This window comes from Niveispirillum cyanobacteriorum, assembly GCF_002868735.1.
GTDB classification, from domain to species: Bacteria; Pseudomonadota; Alphaproteobacteria; order Azospirillales; family Azospirillaceae; genus Niveispirillum; species Niveispirillum cyanobacteriorum.
Genome location: NZ_CP025612.1, coordinates 622347 through 638078, shown reverse-complemented (window position 1 = coordinate 638078; position 15732 = coordinate 622347). Strand labels below are relative to the sequence as shown.

Below are 15732 nucleotides of genomic sequence, written 5' to 3'. Positions count from 1 at the left end.
GGGTCTGATCACAGCGGATCAGAACAGAATCGTAATTCTGTTTATAAACGGAACGCCCCATCCGTCAACGGGTCATCGGTTGCCGTTGCGCAGATAGGTGGAGCACATCACACCCACCTCCGTTTTAAGGTTCTTCCAGTCTGCCTTGGTGCCCGTATCGCCCACCGTGCCGAAGCCCAGATAACGGGCGAAGGCCGAGTAGGCGATCCGCAAAGTCATTTCACAGGCCAGTTCCGGCAATTCATGGCCAATCTCATCCCGCCGCGACAACAGCGTGGACATGACCTTTTCAACCAACGAATCATAGCCTTTGCGCCCCATGGCGCGCACCACGGGGTCGGATGATGCGCGCAGCATCATGGGCCGCAGCACCGGCGCATTGCGTTTCAGGAACTCAGCCAGTTCCTCCACGAAGTTGCGCACAAGCACATCCAGGCTGGTGGATTTGTCGGTGAGGCGGCCAATCATCTCCGCCTCTTCATCGGCCATTCTCTCCATGACGCGGCGCTGCACCGCCTGGATCAGGTCGTCCTTGCTGTCGAATCGGCAATAAATGGAGCCGATGGAGACCTTGCCGCGCTTGGCCACATCGGTCAGAGCGAAGTCGTCATTGCCGCGTTCGATCAGCAAATCCGTGGCGGCAGCCAGCATCCGTTCAAACGAGGCGCGGCTGCGTCCCTGCTTGGGTTCACGGCCCGTTGGGTTCAGCAACGGTTCGACTTCCTGATCCTCATCCACCATCGACACTTTCACGCCCCATCATTCCATGTGACCGCCGGTTAACGCCGCGATCTGAAAACAAAGTACTGATTCTATATGGTTTATCATAGGCGGCGCCCCCACGTGACGCCAGTGGAAAAACCCCTGCCATTCCCCTGTTCACCGTTGCAAATACATTCGTCGCTGAATCTGTCACGGAATGGCTTGACGTCCGAACGATCCTGCGTTTACATGGTTTTCAGAATTAGGGTTCTAGTTTTAGAAAAGAACCCAGAGCCTGGCCGGTCAACAGTGCCGGCCACATCGGGAGGAACCAAAATGCGCATCCGTTCGATGCTCCTGCTTGCAGCAGGGGCGACTACCCTTCATGCCGCTTCCGCCATGGCCCAGGCCGACAGCAATAATGCTTTGGTCCTGGAAGAGATTGTGGTGACCGCGACCAAGCGCGCGACCAATCTGCAGGATACGCCCATCGCGATCCGTGCTTTCACAGGCGATGATCTGGTCAAGTCCGGCGTGTCGGACGTGAATGGTCTGGCGCGCATTGCGCCCGATCTTAACGTGACCAATGACACGATCTTCACGAAGATTTCGGTGCGCGGCGTGTCCAGCCAGGATGTTTCTGAAGCATCCGACCCCGCCCTGACCATCGGCATTGATGGTGAATATGTGAACCGCCCCGTCGCGCTGAATGCCAGCTTCTTCGATCTGGAGCGGATCGAGGTTCTGCGCGGTCCACAGGGCACCCTCTATGGTCGCAACGCGACCGCCGGCGCCATCAACATCATCGCGGCTAAGCCGCAGCTGGGCAAGACCGCCGGCTTCCTGACCGTCGGCTATGGTAATTTCGATGCCAAGCGGGCCGAAGGTGCCGTCAATGTGCCGCTGGGGGATACGGTTGCCGTCCGCGTCGCCGGCATGCATACCGACCACAAGGGCTATCGCAAGCATGGCGCCGTCGGCCGTGGCGAGGACCAGAATGTCGATGCAGCCCGCCTCGCCATCGCCTGGGAACCCACCGAGAATATCCGCACTTATTTGGCCGGCGAGTATGTGAATGTCGATCAGCTGCCGCCGTCGCAGTTCGGCATCCTGGTGGCCCAGAACGGTGTTCTGACCAATGCCGCCTATTCCGCCGGAGTAATCGACGCCATTCCGTCGACCACCGCGTTTGAAAATAACGGCATTCCCGCCAACCTGACCTTCAGCGGCATCAATACCCGTAATTTCCCGCTGGGTGATTTGGGCAATTTCAACAGCGAGCAGTTTGCTCTGCGCGGTCGGATCGAGGTTGATTTTGACCTGGGCACGCTGGCCTATTTGGGGGGCTATCGCGATAATGAAACCAACAGCGCCCTGCCGCTGAACGGCTATCTGCCCGCGACCTTCACCTTCCGCAACAATAAGCTGAATTCAGAGACACAGAGCCACGAGCTGCGCCTGTCGAATACGCTGGATAACGGCCTGTTCTATCAGCTTGGCGGCTTCTACTTCCATGAGAAGGTCGATCTGTCGCGCGGCCTGTATCTGGAACTGCCGCGCGCCTTCCTGAATTATTTCTACCGTCCGGATATCGTTTCCAAGTCCAAGGCCGCCTTTGGTCAGGTCACGGTCCCGGTGGCCGGTCCGGAGCTGACGGTGACCGGCGGCTTGCGCTATACCGACGACGCCAAGAGCGCCACCTTCTACAATTACGGCCCGCGTTTTGGCCGTGGCGAGGGCACGACCCCGCCGGCGTTTGGTTCTGCTGGCGCCACCATACTGCGCCCGCGTTCTTCCTCTGATCAGGTAACGGGCAATATCGGCATCGATTGGAAGCCCGCAGACGACAGCCTGGTCTATGGCAAGCTCAGCACCGGGTATAAAAGCGGCGGTTTCGACAGCGTCGGTGCCTATGAGCCGGAAGAACTGATTGCCTACGAAGTGGGTACCAAGAACCGGTTCAATGGTGGCCGCCTGCAGTTCAATGCCTCTGCCTTCTACTATGACTACAAGGATCAGCAGATCCAGGTATTCGTGGACAACAACGTCGGCGCCCGCACACTGAACGCTGGTAAGTCGCGTGTCTGGGGTGTCGAGACCGACACCAGCGTCCTGTTGACGGAGAATGACGAACTGTCCTTCACCGTCAATTATCTGGATGCCAAGGTTCTGAATTTCGCGACCTCGCTGATTGGTGTGAATGGCACCCCGATCAACGATGCCGATCCAGTCACCCCCGGCATCCAGCAGTTCAACCTGAAGGGCAATCGTCCGCCGCAGGCCCCGAAATGGACCCTGTCCGCCGGTTACAGCCACACGTTCGACCTGGGCGACGGATCGAACGTGGTCGCCTCGGCCTTCAGCCGTTACAAGGCTGCCCATTACCTGTCGGTCGTAAACTGGGCCGGTATGCGCCAGAAGGGCTATATGATGACCGACCTGTCGGTCGAATATAACTCCGCAGACGGCAACTATACAGTCCAGGCCTATGTCCGCAATCTGGAGGACAAGCAGCCGCTGGCCTTTGCAAACTTCAACGCTGCCGCCGGTTCGCTGATTTATAACTCCATCTATGGCCCGCCGCGTACGTTTGGCGTGCAGGGCACCTACCGCTTCTGATCCGCTGTTGGCTGTGATCATGGATACCGGGGGTTCGTCCCCCGGTATCCATATTCGGCTTGAAGCAGTCATCGGTGTCGGGAGGTGTCAGGTGCGGTGGAGTTTTTCCATTCTGCGGGTTGGTGCATCATTGCTGGCCCTGTGTTCCATGCCGTCAATGGCGGGGGCTGTAGCCCCTGAGGCCGAGACGGAGACAGGGCGTGTGGCCGGGGCCACCCAGAACGGTATCGATCGTTTCCTGGGCATTCCCTATGCCGGTGACACCGGCGGTGCCAACCGCTGGCGCCCGCCGCAGCCTGTTGCGGCATGGTCCGGCGTGCGCGACGCGACGCAGTTCAGTGCCGATTGTCAGCAGGACCCGCCTTATACACCGCCCGGCGGTTCTCCCTGGTCGGCGGAATATTTCCCAACCCGCCCCATGAGTGAGGACTGCCTGTCTGTTAACGTCTGGCGCCCGTCGGGGGCCAGCGGTGCCGGCCATTCTGTGATGGTCTGGATTCATGGTGGCGGTTTCGCGGGCGGTTCTGGTTCTGTCCCCTTGTATGATGGGGAGAAGCTGGCCGCGCGCGGCATCATCGTCGTCACGATCAATTATCGTGTTGGCATATATGGCTTCCTGGCCCATCCAGCGTTGACCGCAGAAGCCGGGTCTTCTGGCAATTATGGCTTGATGGATCAGGTCGCGGCGCTGCGCTGGGTCCAGAAGAATATCGCGAATTTCGGCGGTGATCCCAAACGGGTGACCATCGCCGGACAGTCAGCAGGCGCTGCGTCCGTCCATGCGCTGCTGTCGTCGCCCAAGGCTGACGGGCTGTTCATCCGCGCCATCGCGCAAAGCGGGTCCGGCATGGGTATTCCCAGCCTGCCGCTGTCTGATGCCGAGGCGCGGGGGCAGAAGGTGATGAACGCAGCCGGCGTGACCGGTATCGCTGCCCTGCGTGCCCTGTCGCCCGAGCAGTTGGCCAAGGCAGCCAAGGACCCGTCCGTCGGGCCGCCGGGCCTGCGCTTCTTTCCCATCACTGAGCCCACCGTCCTGCCCGACCCGGAGCGGCAGCGGCAGGACATCCCCGTCCTGACCGGCCTGACGACGGATGAAAGCAGCAATGGGCATGACTGGCACCTGACTACGTCGGTCAAGCTGAACGACCTGATCGACCGGCGCTTCGGCACACAGGCGCCGTCCTTCCGCCCCTTCTATCAGGGGAGTGACGGTAAGGCGGCAGGGGAGGCGGCCAGGGCCCTGTTGCGCGAACAGGCCACCGCCTCCATGCTGATCTGGGCACAGACGCGGCAGCCCGGTGCCGCCCCGGTCTATGCCTATCTGTTCCAGCACCCGCAGCCCGGCAGCGATCCGGCCCGGTTCGGCACGTTTCATTCCGCCGAACTGCCCTATGTTTTCGCCACGCTGGACAAATCCACCCGCCCCTTCATCAAGGCGGACCATGACATCGCCGCGACGCTGGGCCAGTACTGGGCCAATTTCGTGAAGAGCGGCAACCCGAACGGTGCCGGGCTGCCCGAATGGCCGGCCCTGGCGAATGGCCGCGTAATGGGCCTTGGCGACAGGACCGGGGTGATCGAACCTTTGTCCCCGGCCAAGCGCCAAGTCTACAGTGCCTTCGTGGCCAATGGCGGGAAACTGGGCCTGTTCTGACCTTCGGCGGAGAAGGAGAGTTTTGATGCAGGAAGAGATATCGCGCGCCGGTATTGGCCGCCGTGGCCTGCTGCTGTCGGGCATGGCGCTGGCCCTGACCCCGGCGGATGTTTGGGCACAGGTGGCAGCGGGTGCCCCCCTGCCCGACCGCCACCGCACCCTGGTCGCCCGTGTCTGCGATCTGGTTTTTCCCGATACGGACACGCCGGGTGCGGTGAAGGCCGGCGTTCCCGCCTTCCTGGCGCTTGCCATCGGGCACGGAATATCGGGATCAAATGCGCCGGTCGCAGCGGCACTTTTCACCGGCGGCAAGGCTCCGGCGGATGCCGGTCTACTGGATTGGCTGTCATTTGAACTGGACCTCAAGGCGGGCCGGGCGTTCCTGTCGGCCACCCCGGACATGCAGGTCAGGGTGCTGACCGACCTGGATTCCCAGGCCTATACGCGGGGTAACGAGAAATCGCCCTGGCGCACGCTGAAGGGCCTGATCGTCACTGGCTATTATACGTCGGAAATCGGCGCCAGCCAGGAGTTGCGTTTTGAACTGGTGCCGGGCCGCTTCGACCCGGACATCCCCGTCGGCCCCAAGGATCGGGCCTGGTCAAACGACTGGACTGCGGTGGAATTCGGATGAGCAAAGATTTCGACGCCATCGTCGTTGGCTCCGGCATCACCGGCGGCTGGGCGGCAAAGGAACTGACCGAAAAGGGCCTGAAGGTTCTGATGGTCGAACGGGGCCGCCATATCGAACATGGCACCGACTATGTCACCGAGATGAAATCCCCTTGGGAGATGCCGTTTCGGGGCGTGGGTGATCCACAGCTTTATGCGACCGACTTTGCCGTTCAATCCAAGAACCGGCATTTCACCGAATATACGCAGAATCATTTCGTCAATGACCGTGAAAACCCCTACTCGGTAGCTGAAGGCACGGAATTCAACTGGTGGCGCAGCTATCAACTGGGGGGACGCTCACTGACCTGGGGTCGCCAATCCTACCGGATGAGCGACCATGATTTCGGGGCCAACAAGAAAGATGGGCACGGCGTCGACTGGCCCATCCGCTATGCCGATCTGAAGCCCTGGTACGATCATGTCGAAAGGTTCATCGGCGTGTCGGGGCAGAATGAAGGCTTGTCATCCCTGCCCGACGGCATCTATCAGCCGCCGATGGCGCTGAACGTGCTGGAAAAGCATGCCAAGGCCGCGATTGAGGAGAAATGGCCCGACCGCCGCCTGACCATCGGGCGTACAGCCAATCTGACGCAAGAAAAGGAAGGTCGCAGTGCCTGCCAGAACCGGATGATCTGTCAGCGCGGCTGTTCCTATGGCGCCTATTTCAGCACGCAGAGTTCCACCCTGCCGGCGGCGCAGGCCACCGGCAACCTGACCCTGATCACCGACACGGTAGTGGAAACCGTCGATTATGACGCCAAGACCAAGCGTGCCAGCGGTGTGTCGGTATTGAATGTGAAGACGGGAGAGCGTCGCCGCTACACCGCCCGCATCATTTTCATGAATGCCGGGGCCTTCAACACCAACCATGTCCTGCTGCGCTCCCGCTCCGCAGCGTTTGCCAACGGGTTGGGAAACAGCAGCGGTCGGCTGGGCACCCATATCATGGACCATGCGAGCACGGTGGGGGCCATCGCCCTGTTCGACAGTTTCCTGGACCGCACCACCTTCGGCAACCGACCCACGGGCATTATCATTCCCCGCTTCCGCAATCTGGGCGACCAGGCCGAGGGGGATTTTGTCCGTGGCTACAGTTTCCAGGGCGGCGCACTGCGCAGTGCCTGGACGCGCGGCAAGCGGGAACCCGGCATTGGTACCGGCTTCAAGGAGAACCTGCGCAATGTCGGCCCCTGGCGCATGGTGCTGGTCACCTTCGCCGAAAGCCTGCCGCGGGAAACCAACCGTCTGCGCCTTGACCCGGTGAAGGTGGATCAGTTCGGTGCGCCGTTGCTGCAGGTGGATTTCACCCATGGCGAGAATGAGCACAAGGCCCTGACCGACGCCGGGAAAGAGGCCAGCGCCATGCTGACCGCCGCTGGCGGCAAGGTGATCATGTCGCTAAACCGTCCGGGCGTGGGCGGCAGTGCCATCCATGAGATGGGCGGGGCCATGATGGGATATGATCCGCGCACATCGGTCACCAACCGCTGGAACCAGTTGCATGACGTGCCCAACGTGTTTGTGACCGATGGTGCCGCCATGGCGTCGTCCGCCTGTCAGAACCCGTCGCTGACCTATATGGCCATGACGGCCAGGGCCTGTGACACGGCGGTGACGATGCTGAAGGAAGGGCGGATCTGACGCCATGCTGGACCGAAAGCAGTTCCTGTCCCTGGCCGGTATCCTGCCCCTGATGGCGGCGGGCGGGGCGCAGGCCACGGCCCCGCCGGCACTCGACATGTTCTGCACCCTGTTCTATCGGCAGAAGCAGGTGCGCAAAGCCTTCGAACAGTATGTCGCTGACGATTACATCCAGCATAGCAACGGCATGGCACAGGGCCGCGAGGCCGCCATCAAGGTGCTGGAACCGATGTTTGCGCGCCCGGACTTCCTGATCCATCCTGTCAGCACCATCAATCAGGGTGCCTTGTCCATCGTGATGCTGGATGTGCGTGTCGGAACCGGGATACGCGCGGCGGTGATGGATATCTTCCGCTGGCAGGATGGCCTGATCCGGGAACATTGGGATTTGAAACAAGAACTGACAGCCGATCAGGCCGCCACCTATTTCGATCGCCTTCGTCCGTAATCGCGCATGTCGGCAAATCTCGCCCATGCCTTGCCAGGGAAGCCAGCCATGCCGCAACCGATATCCCGCCGCCATCTGATGGGGATGGGATTGGGGGGCGCGTTGGCCACTGCCCTGTCCCCCATCGCGATGCGTCAGGCGCAAGCTGGCCCGGAGGCCGGCTGGATACCGCTGTTCAATGGCAAGGACCTGTCCGGCTGGACCTTCTTTCAAGACGGGGTGGGCGACACCGATACTGGTGGAGTGCTGGATATCCAGGATGGGACCCTGCATGTGCTCGGGCCGACATTTCAGGGGGATGGCAAGGTCGGTTTCGGCCATCTGGCCACCGCGCAGGAATATGGCAACTACCATCTGCGCCTGGAATTCAAATGGGGCGAACGACGGTTCGCTCCGCGCCGTCTGGCCAAGCGCAACAGCGGCATCCTCTACCATATGAAGGCCACACGCGGCGTTCTCTACCCTGATTCTGTGGAATTCCAGGTAGAGGAAACGGATGTCGGCGACGCCATCATGATCAACACCCAGGCCCTGGAAGGTCCGAACCTGGGCGGCACAGCCCTGTGGCCCAGCTATCCGCCCAGTTTTCCGCGTGAATATGTGCCGCCCATCAAAGCCGGCCCGATCGAACGCCAATGGTTCCGCAAGACGGGCGATTTCGAGCGGCTGGACAGCTGGAACCAGCTTGATTTGATCGCATTCGGGGACCAGGCCGCACATCTGGTGAATGGCCGGATCGTCACGACCCTGTTCGCGATGCGCACACGGCGCGAGGATAACCCCGCCGAATGGCGTTCCCTCACTGGTGGCCGCATCGCCTTGGAGATCGAGGCTGCGGAAATCAGCTTCCGCAATATCGTCCTGCGCCCCCTGTCCGATAACGACATCAAGGCGGTTAGGGACGGGTCCTACTAGGCCTCCGACCGGGGCTGGGTGCCACGTTCAACATTCTGACAGGGTCCGGCGGGACGATTTTGATCGTTCCGCCGGTGCCATTTCATGCCACCGTTTTCTTCATAAATCGCCCGCATGTCATGCTCCTGAGGAGCGAGCGGGCATGGTGGTGCTAATCAAATCATTAATATTCACACACACGATAGTGAATGTTGACAGAGGCAAGTGCTTGCCCCATTCTTCCCTTCAAGCACGCTGGCGAAACGACCGGCGGCCAATAGGGAGAACGCTTCACATGAGGGCCAAGCTGCTCGCGTCCGCCTGCGCGGTCGCGCTGACTACGATTTCGACCCATGCCCTGGCGCAGGACACCGCGCCCGCCCGCAAGGCCGCGACGCAGGAAGATGCGTTGCAGGAAATCATCGTCACCGCCACCCGCCGCGCCCAGAATATCAGCGAAGTGCCGCTGTCCATCACCGCCTTCTCGCAGGAAGACCTGAACATCAAGGGCGTGGTCGGGTATGAGGGACTGGCCCGGGAGACGCCGGGTGTGGTGCTGAACCGGCCCAGCGCCAACTTCAATAACTTCACGGCACGCGGCATCGCCACCAACGGCTATGGGGCTAACCTGCAAAGCACGGTGGCCGTCTATATCGACGAACTGCCCATTTCCACCATCGGCAACACAACCGTTCTTGACCCGACCCTGTTCGATGTAGAGCGGGTTGAGTTCCTGCGCGGACCGCAGGGGACACTGTTCGGTTCTGGCTCTCTGTCGGGTGCTATGCGCGTCCTGACCAAGAGCCCCGATCTGCGGAAGTTTGATGCAGCGGGTCAGGTAGATTTCGGCCTGACCGGGTCGGACAGCCTGCGTCAGCGCTATAACCTGATGCTGAACACGCCACTGGTGGAGGATGAACTGGCGCTGCGCGTCGTCGGCTTCTACCGGCATGAGGAAGGCTATCTGGATAATGTCGGCACCGGCATCCACAATTCCAACACCCTGGAAAGCTGGGGCGGACGGGCCATCCTGCAATGGAAGCCGTCGGACCGGATGTCGGTGCGGCTGCTGGCCTCACGGGAGGACAGCAACCCGCGCGACAGTTCGCTGACCAGCCCGTCGCTGGGCCGGGAGAAGCGCATCTCCGACCGGCCCGATCTCTATTCCGGCGTGCTGACCAGCTATAACGCCACCATCGATTATCAGTTCGATGGCGCCAAGCTGACCAGTTCAACGACATATTCCACCTTCGATCAGAAGTTCTGGGTCGATCTGGCGGGCACCTTCAATCAGGCTATCGCGTTCGGCCTGGATGCCAATGGCTACCAGGATACGTTCGTGGAGGAGGTGCGGCTGGCGTCTGATCCCGGTGGGGATTGGGACTGGACCATCGGCGGCTTCTTCCTGGATCGTCGGCACGACGTGGATTATTTCTACCGTTCGTCGCCGGCCTTCCTGGCCGTGCGCCGCATCACCGGCTTGCCGGACGAATATTACCAGCGCCAGTATGTCCATACGATCTCGCACGAACTAGCCGGGTTCGGTGAGCTGACCTATCATGTGAATGAGAAATTCTGGCTCACTGGTGGTCTGCGCTATGGAAAGCTAGACGCACAAGGCTTTACGGAGGGCGGCTATAACTCCGCCTATTTGACCTATGCCCTGACGGGCCAGTCCGGGCCGCTGGCCATGGTGCCCATTCCCGCGGCGACTGGCGTCAAGGCCAAGGGGTCCAAGCCCTCCTACAAGGTCAGCGCGTCATATCGGGTCAATGACCCCATCACCACCTATGCCAGCGTTTCCACCGGCTTTCGCGCACCTGTGGTCAATGCCTATGCCGGGCGGCCCAGCGTAGTGAACGCCAACGACCTGATTATCCCCTATGGCGCCAGTTCGGACGATTTGACCAACTATGAGCTGGGGCTGAAAGGGCGCTGGCTGAACGGCAAGCTGACGGCGCATCTGGCGGCCTATTACATCGACTGGAAGAACATCCAGGTACAGGCCAACCGCACCTCCGACAGCGTGCAGTTCGCCACCAATATCGGGGCGGCGCGCAGCAAGGGCATTGAGTTCGAAATCGCCGCCGTGCCGGCCACGGGCCTGACCATCGGGCTGAACGGATCGGTGAACGATGCCAAGGTGACGAAACTGTCGGCGGCGGAGGCAGCCATTTACGGGGCGGTGAAGGGCGCCCGCCTGTCATCGCCACGCTTCCAAGGATCGGTCTTCGCCCAGTACTGGTTCAATCTGGCACCGGAACTGGATGGCTTCACCACCGCCAACTGGCAGCATGTCGGATCCTTCCCCTCCTCCTTCCCCAATGTGCCGGGTGCCCCGAACCGGGTCAGCCCGACCTATGGCAAGACCGACAGCTACAGCAACGTCAATGCCAGCTTCGGGGTCACCAAGGGGAACTGGACAGCGACCGCTTATGTGGAGAACCTGTTCGACGATCACTCGATCACCTACATCCACCCGGAGGCCTTCCTGGCCAGCCGCTTCGGCACGATGCGGCCGCGCACCGTGGGCATCCGCATCGGCTATGAGTATTAAGCCATGAAGGCGGCCCCTTCCCCCCTGCAAGCGCCGGCGGCTCATCCGCCGCCGGACGCCCGCGCCTGGTATGTGCTGGGTGCGCTGTGCTTCGTCTATGTGCTGAACTTCCTGGACCGGCAGCTGCTGTCGATCCTGGCCAAGCCCATCCAGGATGATCTGGGGGTTACCGACGGGCAGCTGGGCCTGATCAGCGGGCTTTATTTCGCGCTTTTCTACTGCACCATCTCCATCCCCGTGGCCTGGCTAGCCGACCGGGCGAACCGGGTGAAAGTGCTGTCCATTGCGTGCGCCCTGTGGAGTGCGGCGACGGTCGCCTGCGGTCTGTCCGCCACATATCCGCAGTTGGTGGCCGCCCGCATGGCGGTGGGGGTGGGCGAGGCCGGGGGTGTTCCCCCCTCCTATGCCATCATCACCGACTATTTTGCGCCAGGCCGGCGGGGCACGGCTTTGGGCCTGTTCAATCTGGGTCCGCCGCTGGGGCAGGCCATGGGCGTAGCGTTTGGGGCCTCTATCGCCGCTGCCTATAGCTGGCGCAGCGCCTTTGTCGTGCTGGGAGTGGTGGGCATTGTGGCGGCGATCGTGGTCTGGGCCACCATCCGGGAACCCAAACGCGGCGGGCTGGACCAGCCGGCGGCGGGTGTGGCGCCGGCCCCGATGGAAAAGGCCGGGTTCATGGAAACCGTCTCCATGTTCTTTGGCCGCAAGGATCTGGTGTTGCTGTCGCTTGCCTGTGGGGCCACACAGTTCGTCACCTATGCGGTGATGAATTTCACCGTCCTTTTCCTGATGCGGGAAAAGGGGATGAGCCTGCAGGAGGTGGCGCTTTATTACGCGCTGCTGATCGGGGTGGGCATCAGCCTGGGCATGTATGCGTCGGGCCGCCTGATCGACCGGTACTCTGTGCGCTACCGGCAGGCCTATGCCCTGATCCCGGCCGTGGGTCTGCTGGGCGCGGTGCCGTTCTTCACGGGCTTCGTTTGGGCGCCGAGATGGGAACTGGCGCTGCTGTTCCTAATCGGGCCGACCTTCTTCAACTATTTCTACCTGTCGCCCGCCGTGGCCCTGGTGCAGGAGGCGGTGCGACCCAACCAGCGGGTAATGTCGGGGGCGCTGCTGCTGCTGGTCATGAACCTGATCGGGCTGGGGCTGGGTCCGACATATCTGGGGGCGGCCAGCGACTATTTCCGGGCCACCAACCCCGACAATTCCCTGCAAATCGCCTTTTACACCCTGATCCCCTTCTACTTCCTGGCCATCGGCATGTTTTTGATGCTGGCGCGGGTTTTGAAGGGCATGGCACACCGGAACGGAGGCCACTGATGCGCCTTTCCCTTCGCCTGGGCGCCTGCACAGCGGCGGCCCTCCTGTCCTTTGCCGCCATGGCGCAGGACCATCCCACCGTCACTGCCCCGGCGGGCACCCTGCTGGGCCGCGCCAAGGATGGAGTTACCATCTTCAAGGGCATTCCCTACGCCCAGCCACCTATGGGCGAACGGCGATGGAAGAGACCAGAGCCCTTCCCCGCCTGGACCGGCGTGCGCGATGCGGGGGAGGCTGGCCGTGCTTGCGTGCAGCCGCGCCCGCGTCTGGCCAGCATTTACGCCAACCCGCCCAAGGAGATGGGAGAGGATTGCCTGTTCCTGAATATATGGGCACCGGAGGGGGCAAAGAACGCCCCCGTGCTGGTCTGGATCCATGGCGGATCGCTGACCGGCGGCTATGGGCATGAGGACATGTATGACGGCTCAGCCCTGGCCAAGCAGGGGGTGATCGTCGTCTCCATCAATTACCGGCTGGGCATCCTGGGCTATCTGGCGCATCCGGGGTTGAGTGCGGAGAACCCGGACGGGATTTCCGGCAATTACGGCCTGCTGGACCAGATCGCGTCCCTCCGCTGGGTGCGCGACAATATCGCTGCCTTTGGCGGTGATGCCGGCAATGTCACGGTGGCGGGGGAGTCCGCCGGCGCCCTGTCGGTCATGTATCTGATGGCCGCGCCCCAGGCCAAGGGCCTGTTCGGCAAGGCCATCGCGCAAAGCGCCTATATGATCTCCACGCCGGAGCTGAAACAGCCCCGCAACGGCGAATTCGCGGCGGAAGCCATCGGTGCCTATGTCGCCGGCAAGGTCGGGGCCACCGACATCGCCGCATTGCGTGCCATGGACCCAGAGACCCTGACGGCGGAAGCGGTGAAGGCCGGCTACATCCCCTTCGGCACGGTCGATGGGAAGGTGCTGCCGGCACAGTTGGTCGAGATATTCGACAAGGGGCAGCAGGCGCCGGTGCCCATCCTGACCGGGTTCAACAGCGGGGAAATCCGCTCCCTGCGTTTCCTGCTGCCGCCGAAACCTGCGGATGAAGCCGCCTATGAGGCGATGATCCGCGAACGTTATAGCGATCTGGCCGACCTGTTCCTGCGGCTTTATCCGGCCAGCAATGTCGAGGAAAGCATGCTGGCGACCACCCGCGACGCGCTGTATGGCTGGACCTCGGAACGGCTGGCCCGCAACCAGACGGCCCTGGGGCAGAGTGCGTATCTCTACATCTTCGACCATGGCTATCCGGCGGCGGACGAACATGGGCTGCACGCCTTCCATGCCGCCGAAATCCCTTATGTCTTCGGCACCGCCGACCGCACCCCGCCGCTGTGGCCCAAGGTGCCTGATAATGCCGCCGAACGCCGGCTGTCGGCGGCGATGACCCGCTATTGGGCCAGCTTTGCCCGCACCGGTAAGCCCGTGGCCGATGGACAGCCGGCATGGCCCGCCTTCGGCAAGGATGAGGGCTATATGGCCTTTGCCGGCACGCCGAAGCCGGGGGTGCGCCTGCGGCCGGGCATGTTCGCCCTGCATGAAACCGCCGTCTGCCGCCGCCGGGCCGCCGGCACCCTGGCCTGGAACTGGAATACTGGCGTCGCCTCACCCGTGTTGCCGCCCAAGGGGAATGTCTGCTGATGCTGGACGGAACCATGCAGGATTTCCCCCTGACGCTGGACCAGTTCCTGCGCCATGCCGCCAAATGGCACCCCGATGCGGTGCTGGTGACGGCACGCGAAGGGGGAGAGCCGACCCGCATTTCTTATGCCGACCTGATGGACCGTGCCCTGGGCGTCACCGCCATCCTGGCCGGTCATGGCATGCGGCGGGGCGACCGGGTGGCAACAATGGCCTGGAACAGCCAGGCGCATGTGGAGGTCTGGTACGCCATCATGGGCGCGGGTGCCGTCTGCCACACCCTCAACCCCCGCCTGACGGCCCCACAGCTGGCGACGATGCTGGGCCAGTCGCAGGCGCGCATCTTGGTGGTCAGCGCCGACCTTGTGCCCCTTGCCCGGCAGGTGACGGCACAGGCGCCCGGCATCGTCCAGGTGCTGGTGATCGATGGGACCGCCCCTGATGACTGGCCGTTGGCCACCGAACTGGAACCGCAGATTGGCACTGCCACCCGTGGCGCTGCCTGGGGCGGGTTTGCGGAGACGGCGCCATCGGGCCTCTGCTTCACATCGGGCACAACGGGTGCACCAAAGGGCGTGACCTACACCCACCGATCCAGTTTCCTGCACACGTTAAAACTGCTGCAGACCGATGTCATGGCCCTGTCCGGGCGTGACAGCGTGCTGGTTGCAGTCCCCATGTTCCACGCCAATGCCTGGGGCCTGCCCTTTGCGGTACCGGCTGTGGGCGGGCGGCTGGTGCTGCCGGGCCGGCACACGGACGGGGCCAGCCTGGCCCGGCTGATCGCATCCGAGGGCGTCACGGTCGGCGTGGGCGTGCCCACCGTCTGGCTGGGGCTGGTCGAACATCTGGATGCCACGGGTGGGGAACTGCCCAGTCTGGAACGGATCATCGTCGGCGGTTCCCCCCTGCCCCCGGCCCTGATGGAACGGATCGAACGGCGACTGGGCGTCATCGTGCAAACCAGCTGGGGCATGACCGAACTGTCACCATCCGGCACAGTCGCCCCCGCCACCGATGGGGCGCGTGACGCGGCCCTGTCTGGCCGGCCATCGGTGGGCGTGGATCTGCTGTTGACCGACGCGGATGGCAAACCGCTGCCCCAGCAGCGGGGGGTGGAGGGGCATCTTCGGGTACGCGGCGTCGCCGTCATCGACCGCTATTTCGGGCAGGAGGTACCGGCCACCGATGCAGAAGGCTGGTTCCCCACCGGCGATCTGGCCCGTATTGACGGGCGCGGCAACCTGATGATCACGGGCCGGGCCAAGGATCTGATCAAATCTGGCGGCGAATGGATCAATCCGGCAGAGATCGAGGCGCTGGTCGGTGCATTGCCGGAAGTGTCGCTGGTCGCCGTCATCGGGCGGTCCCACCCCAAATGGGGCGAACGGCCCATCCTGCTGGTGGAAACACGGGACAGCATCGATGATGAGGGGCTGCTGGCCCCGTTGCATGGCAAGGTCGCCCCCTGGTGGCTGCCCGATGCCGTAATCCGGTTGGATGCCATGCCGCTGGCGGGAACCGGCAAGATCGACAAAATCCGCCTGCGGGTTCAATATGGTGGCGGTTGAATTGGCGGAGGCGC

11 protein-coding genes are annotated in these 15732 nt (G+C 62.6%); 10 read left to right on the top strand and 1 reads right to left on the bottom strand.

The window, feature by feature from the left end; genetic code table 11:
- Positions 1-72 precede the first annotated feature (72 nt).
- Complete coding sequence (locus tag C0V82_RS18575; protein ID WP_158660038.1) at positions 73-753, bottom strand: TetR/AcrR family transcriptional regulator; 681 nt, start codon at positions 751-753, stop codon at positions 73-75.
- Positions 754-1038: 285 nt separating this feature from the next.
- Between C0V82_RS18575 and C0V82_RS18570 the strand changes: the two genes are divergently transcribed.
- From C0V82_RS18570 to C0V82_RS18525, 10 genes are all read left to right on the top strand, one after another.
- Positions 1039-3321 carry a TonB-dependent receptor gene (locus C0V82_RS18570; RefSeq protein ID WP_158660037.1) on the top strand — a complete coding sequence of 761 codons (2283 nt, stop codon included), beginning with the start codon at positions 1039-1041 and terminating at the stop codon, positions 3319-3321.
- 91 nt (positions 3322-3412) lie between these two features.
- Positions 3413-4975, top strand: a complete 1563-nt coding sequence (locus tag C0V82_RS18565) for a carboxylesterase/lipase family protein (RefSeq protein ID WP_158660036.1) — start codon at positions 3413-3415, stop codon at positions 4973-4975.
- Between the two features lie 25 nt (positions 4976-5000).
- Entirely contained in the window at positions 5001-5609 is a 609-nt protein-coding gene (locus C0V82_RS18560; RefSeq protein ID WP_158660035.1) for a gluconate 2-dehydrogenase subunit 3 family protein, read from the top strand.
- Entirely contained in the window at positions 5606-7291 is a 1686-nt protein-coding gene (locus C0V82_RS18555) for a GMC oxidoreductase (RefSeq protein WP_102113914.1), read from the top strand. The genes C0V82_RS18560 and C0V82_RS18555 overlap by 4 nt, the downstream gene beginning before the upstream one ends.
- Before the next feature lie 4 nt (positions 7292-7295).
- The gene (locus tag C0V82_RS18550) at positions 7296-7739 is read left to right on the top strand and encodes a nuclear transport factor 2 family protein (RefSeq protein ID WP_102113913.1); all 444 of its coding nucleotides are present in this window, start codon (positions 7296-7298) and stop codon (positions 7737-7739) included.
- Positions 7740-7787: 48 nt separating this feature from the next.
- Complete coding sequence (locus C0V82_RS18545; RefSeq protein ID WP_102113912.1) at positions 7788-8654, top strand: 3-keto-disaccharide hydrolase; 867 nt, start codon at positions 7788-7790, stop codon at positions 8652-8654.
- A 274-nt stretch (positions 8655-8928) separates the two neighbouring features.
- Positions 8929-11190 carry a TonB-dependent receptor gene (locus tag C0V82_RS18540; RefSeq protein ID WP_102113911.1) on the top strand — a complete coding sequence of 754 codons (2262 nt, stop codon included), beginning with the start codon at positions 8929-8931 and terminating at the stop codon, positions 11188-11190.
- 3 nt (positions 11191-11193) lie between these two features.
- The gene (locus C0V82_RS18535; protein ID WP_102113910.1) at positions 11194-12513 is read left to right on the top strand and encodes a spinster family MFS transporter; all 1320 of its coding nucleotides are present in this window, start codon (positions 11194-11196) and stop codon (positions 12511-12513) included.
- A complete protein-coding gene (locus C0V82_RS18530) occupies positions 12513-14147 on the top strand; it encodes a carboxylesterase/lipase family protein (protein ID WP_102113909.1) in 1635 nt (544 codons plus the stop codon). The genes C0V82_RS18535 and C0V82_RS18530 overlap by 1 nt, the downstream gene beginning before the upstream one ends.
- Entirely contained in the window at positions 14147-15718 is a 1572-nt protein-coding gene (locus C0V82_RS18525; RefSeq protein WP_102113908.1) for an AMP-binding protein, read from the top strand. Before C0V82_RS18530 ends, C0V82_RS18525 begins: the two co-directional genes overlap by 1 nt.
- Positions 15719-15732: the final 14 nt, after the last annotated feature.

Bases quoted from the DNA above. Each gene is read 5' to 3' on its own strand.
- C0V82_RS18570 (WP_158660037.1), top strand. From the start codon at position 1,039: ATGCGCATCCGTTCGATGCTCCTGCTTGCAGCAGGGGCGACTACCCTT.
- C0V82_RS18560 (WP_158660035.1), top strand. From the start codon at position 5,001: ATGCAGGAAGAGATATCGCGCGCCGGTATTGGCCGCCGTGGCCTGCTG.
- C0V82_RS18555 (WP_102113914.1), top strand. From the start codon at position 5,606: ATGAGCAAAGATTTCGACGCCATCGTCGTTGGCTCCGGCATCACCGGC.
- C0V82_RS18550 (WP_102113913.1), top strand. From the start codon at position 7,296: ATGCTGGACCGAAAGCAGTTCCTGTCCCTGGCCGGTATCCTGCCCCTG.
- C0V82_RS18545 (WP_102113912.1), top strand. From the start codon at position 7,788: ATGCCGCAACCGATATCCCGCCGCCATCTGATGGGGATGGGATTGGGG.
- C0V82_RS18540 (WP_102113911.1), top strand. From the start codon at position 8,929: ATGAGGGCCAAGCTGCTCGCGTCCGCCTGCGCGGTCGCGCTGACTACG.
- C0V82_RS18535 (WP_102113910.1), top strand. From the start codon at position 11,194: ATGAAGGCGGCCCCTTCCCCCCTGCAAGCGCCGGCGGCTCATCCGCCG.
- C0V82_RS18530 (WP_102113909.1), top strand. From the start codon at position 12,513: ATGCGCCTTTCCCTTCGCCTGGGCGCCTGCACAGCGGCGGCCCTCCTG.
- C0V82_RS18525 (WP_102113908.1), top strand. From the start codon at position 14,147: ATGCTGGACGGAACCATGCAGGATTTCCCCCTGACGCTGGACCAGTTC.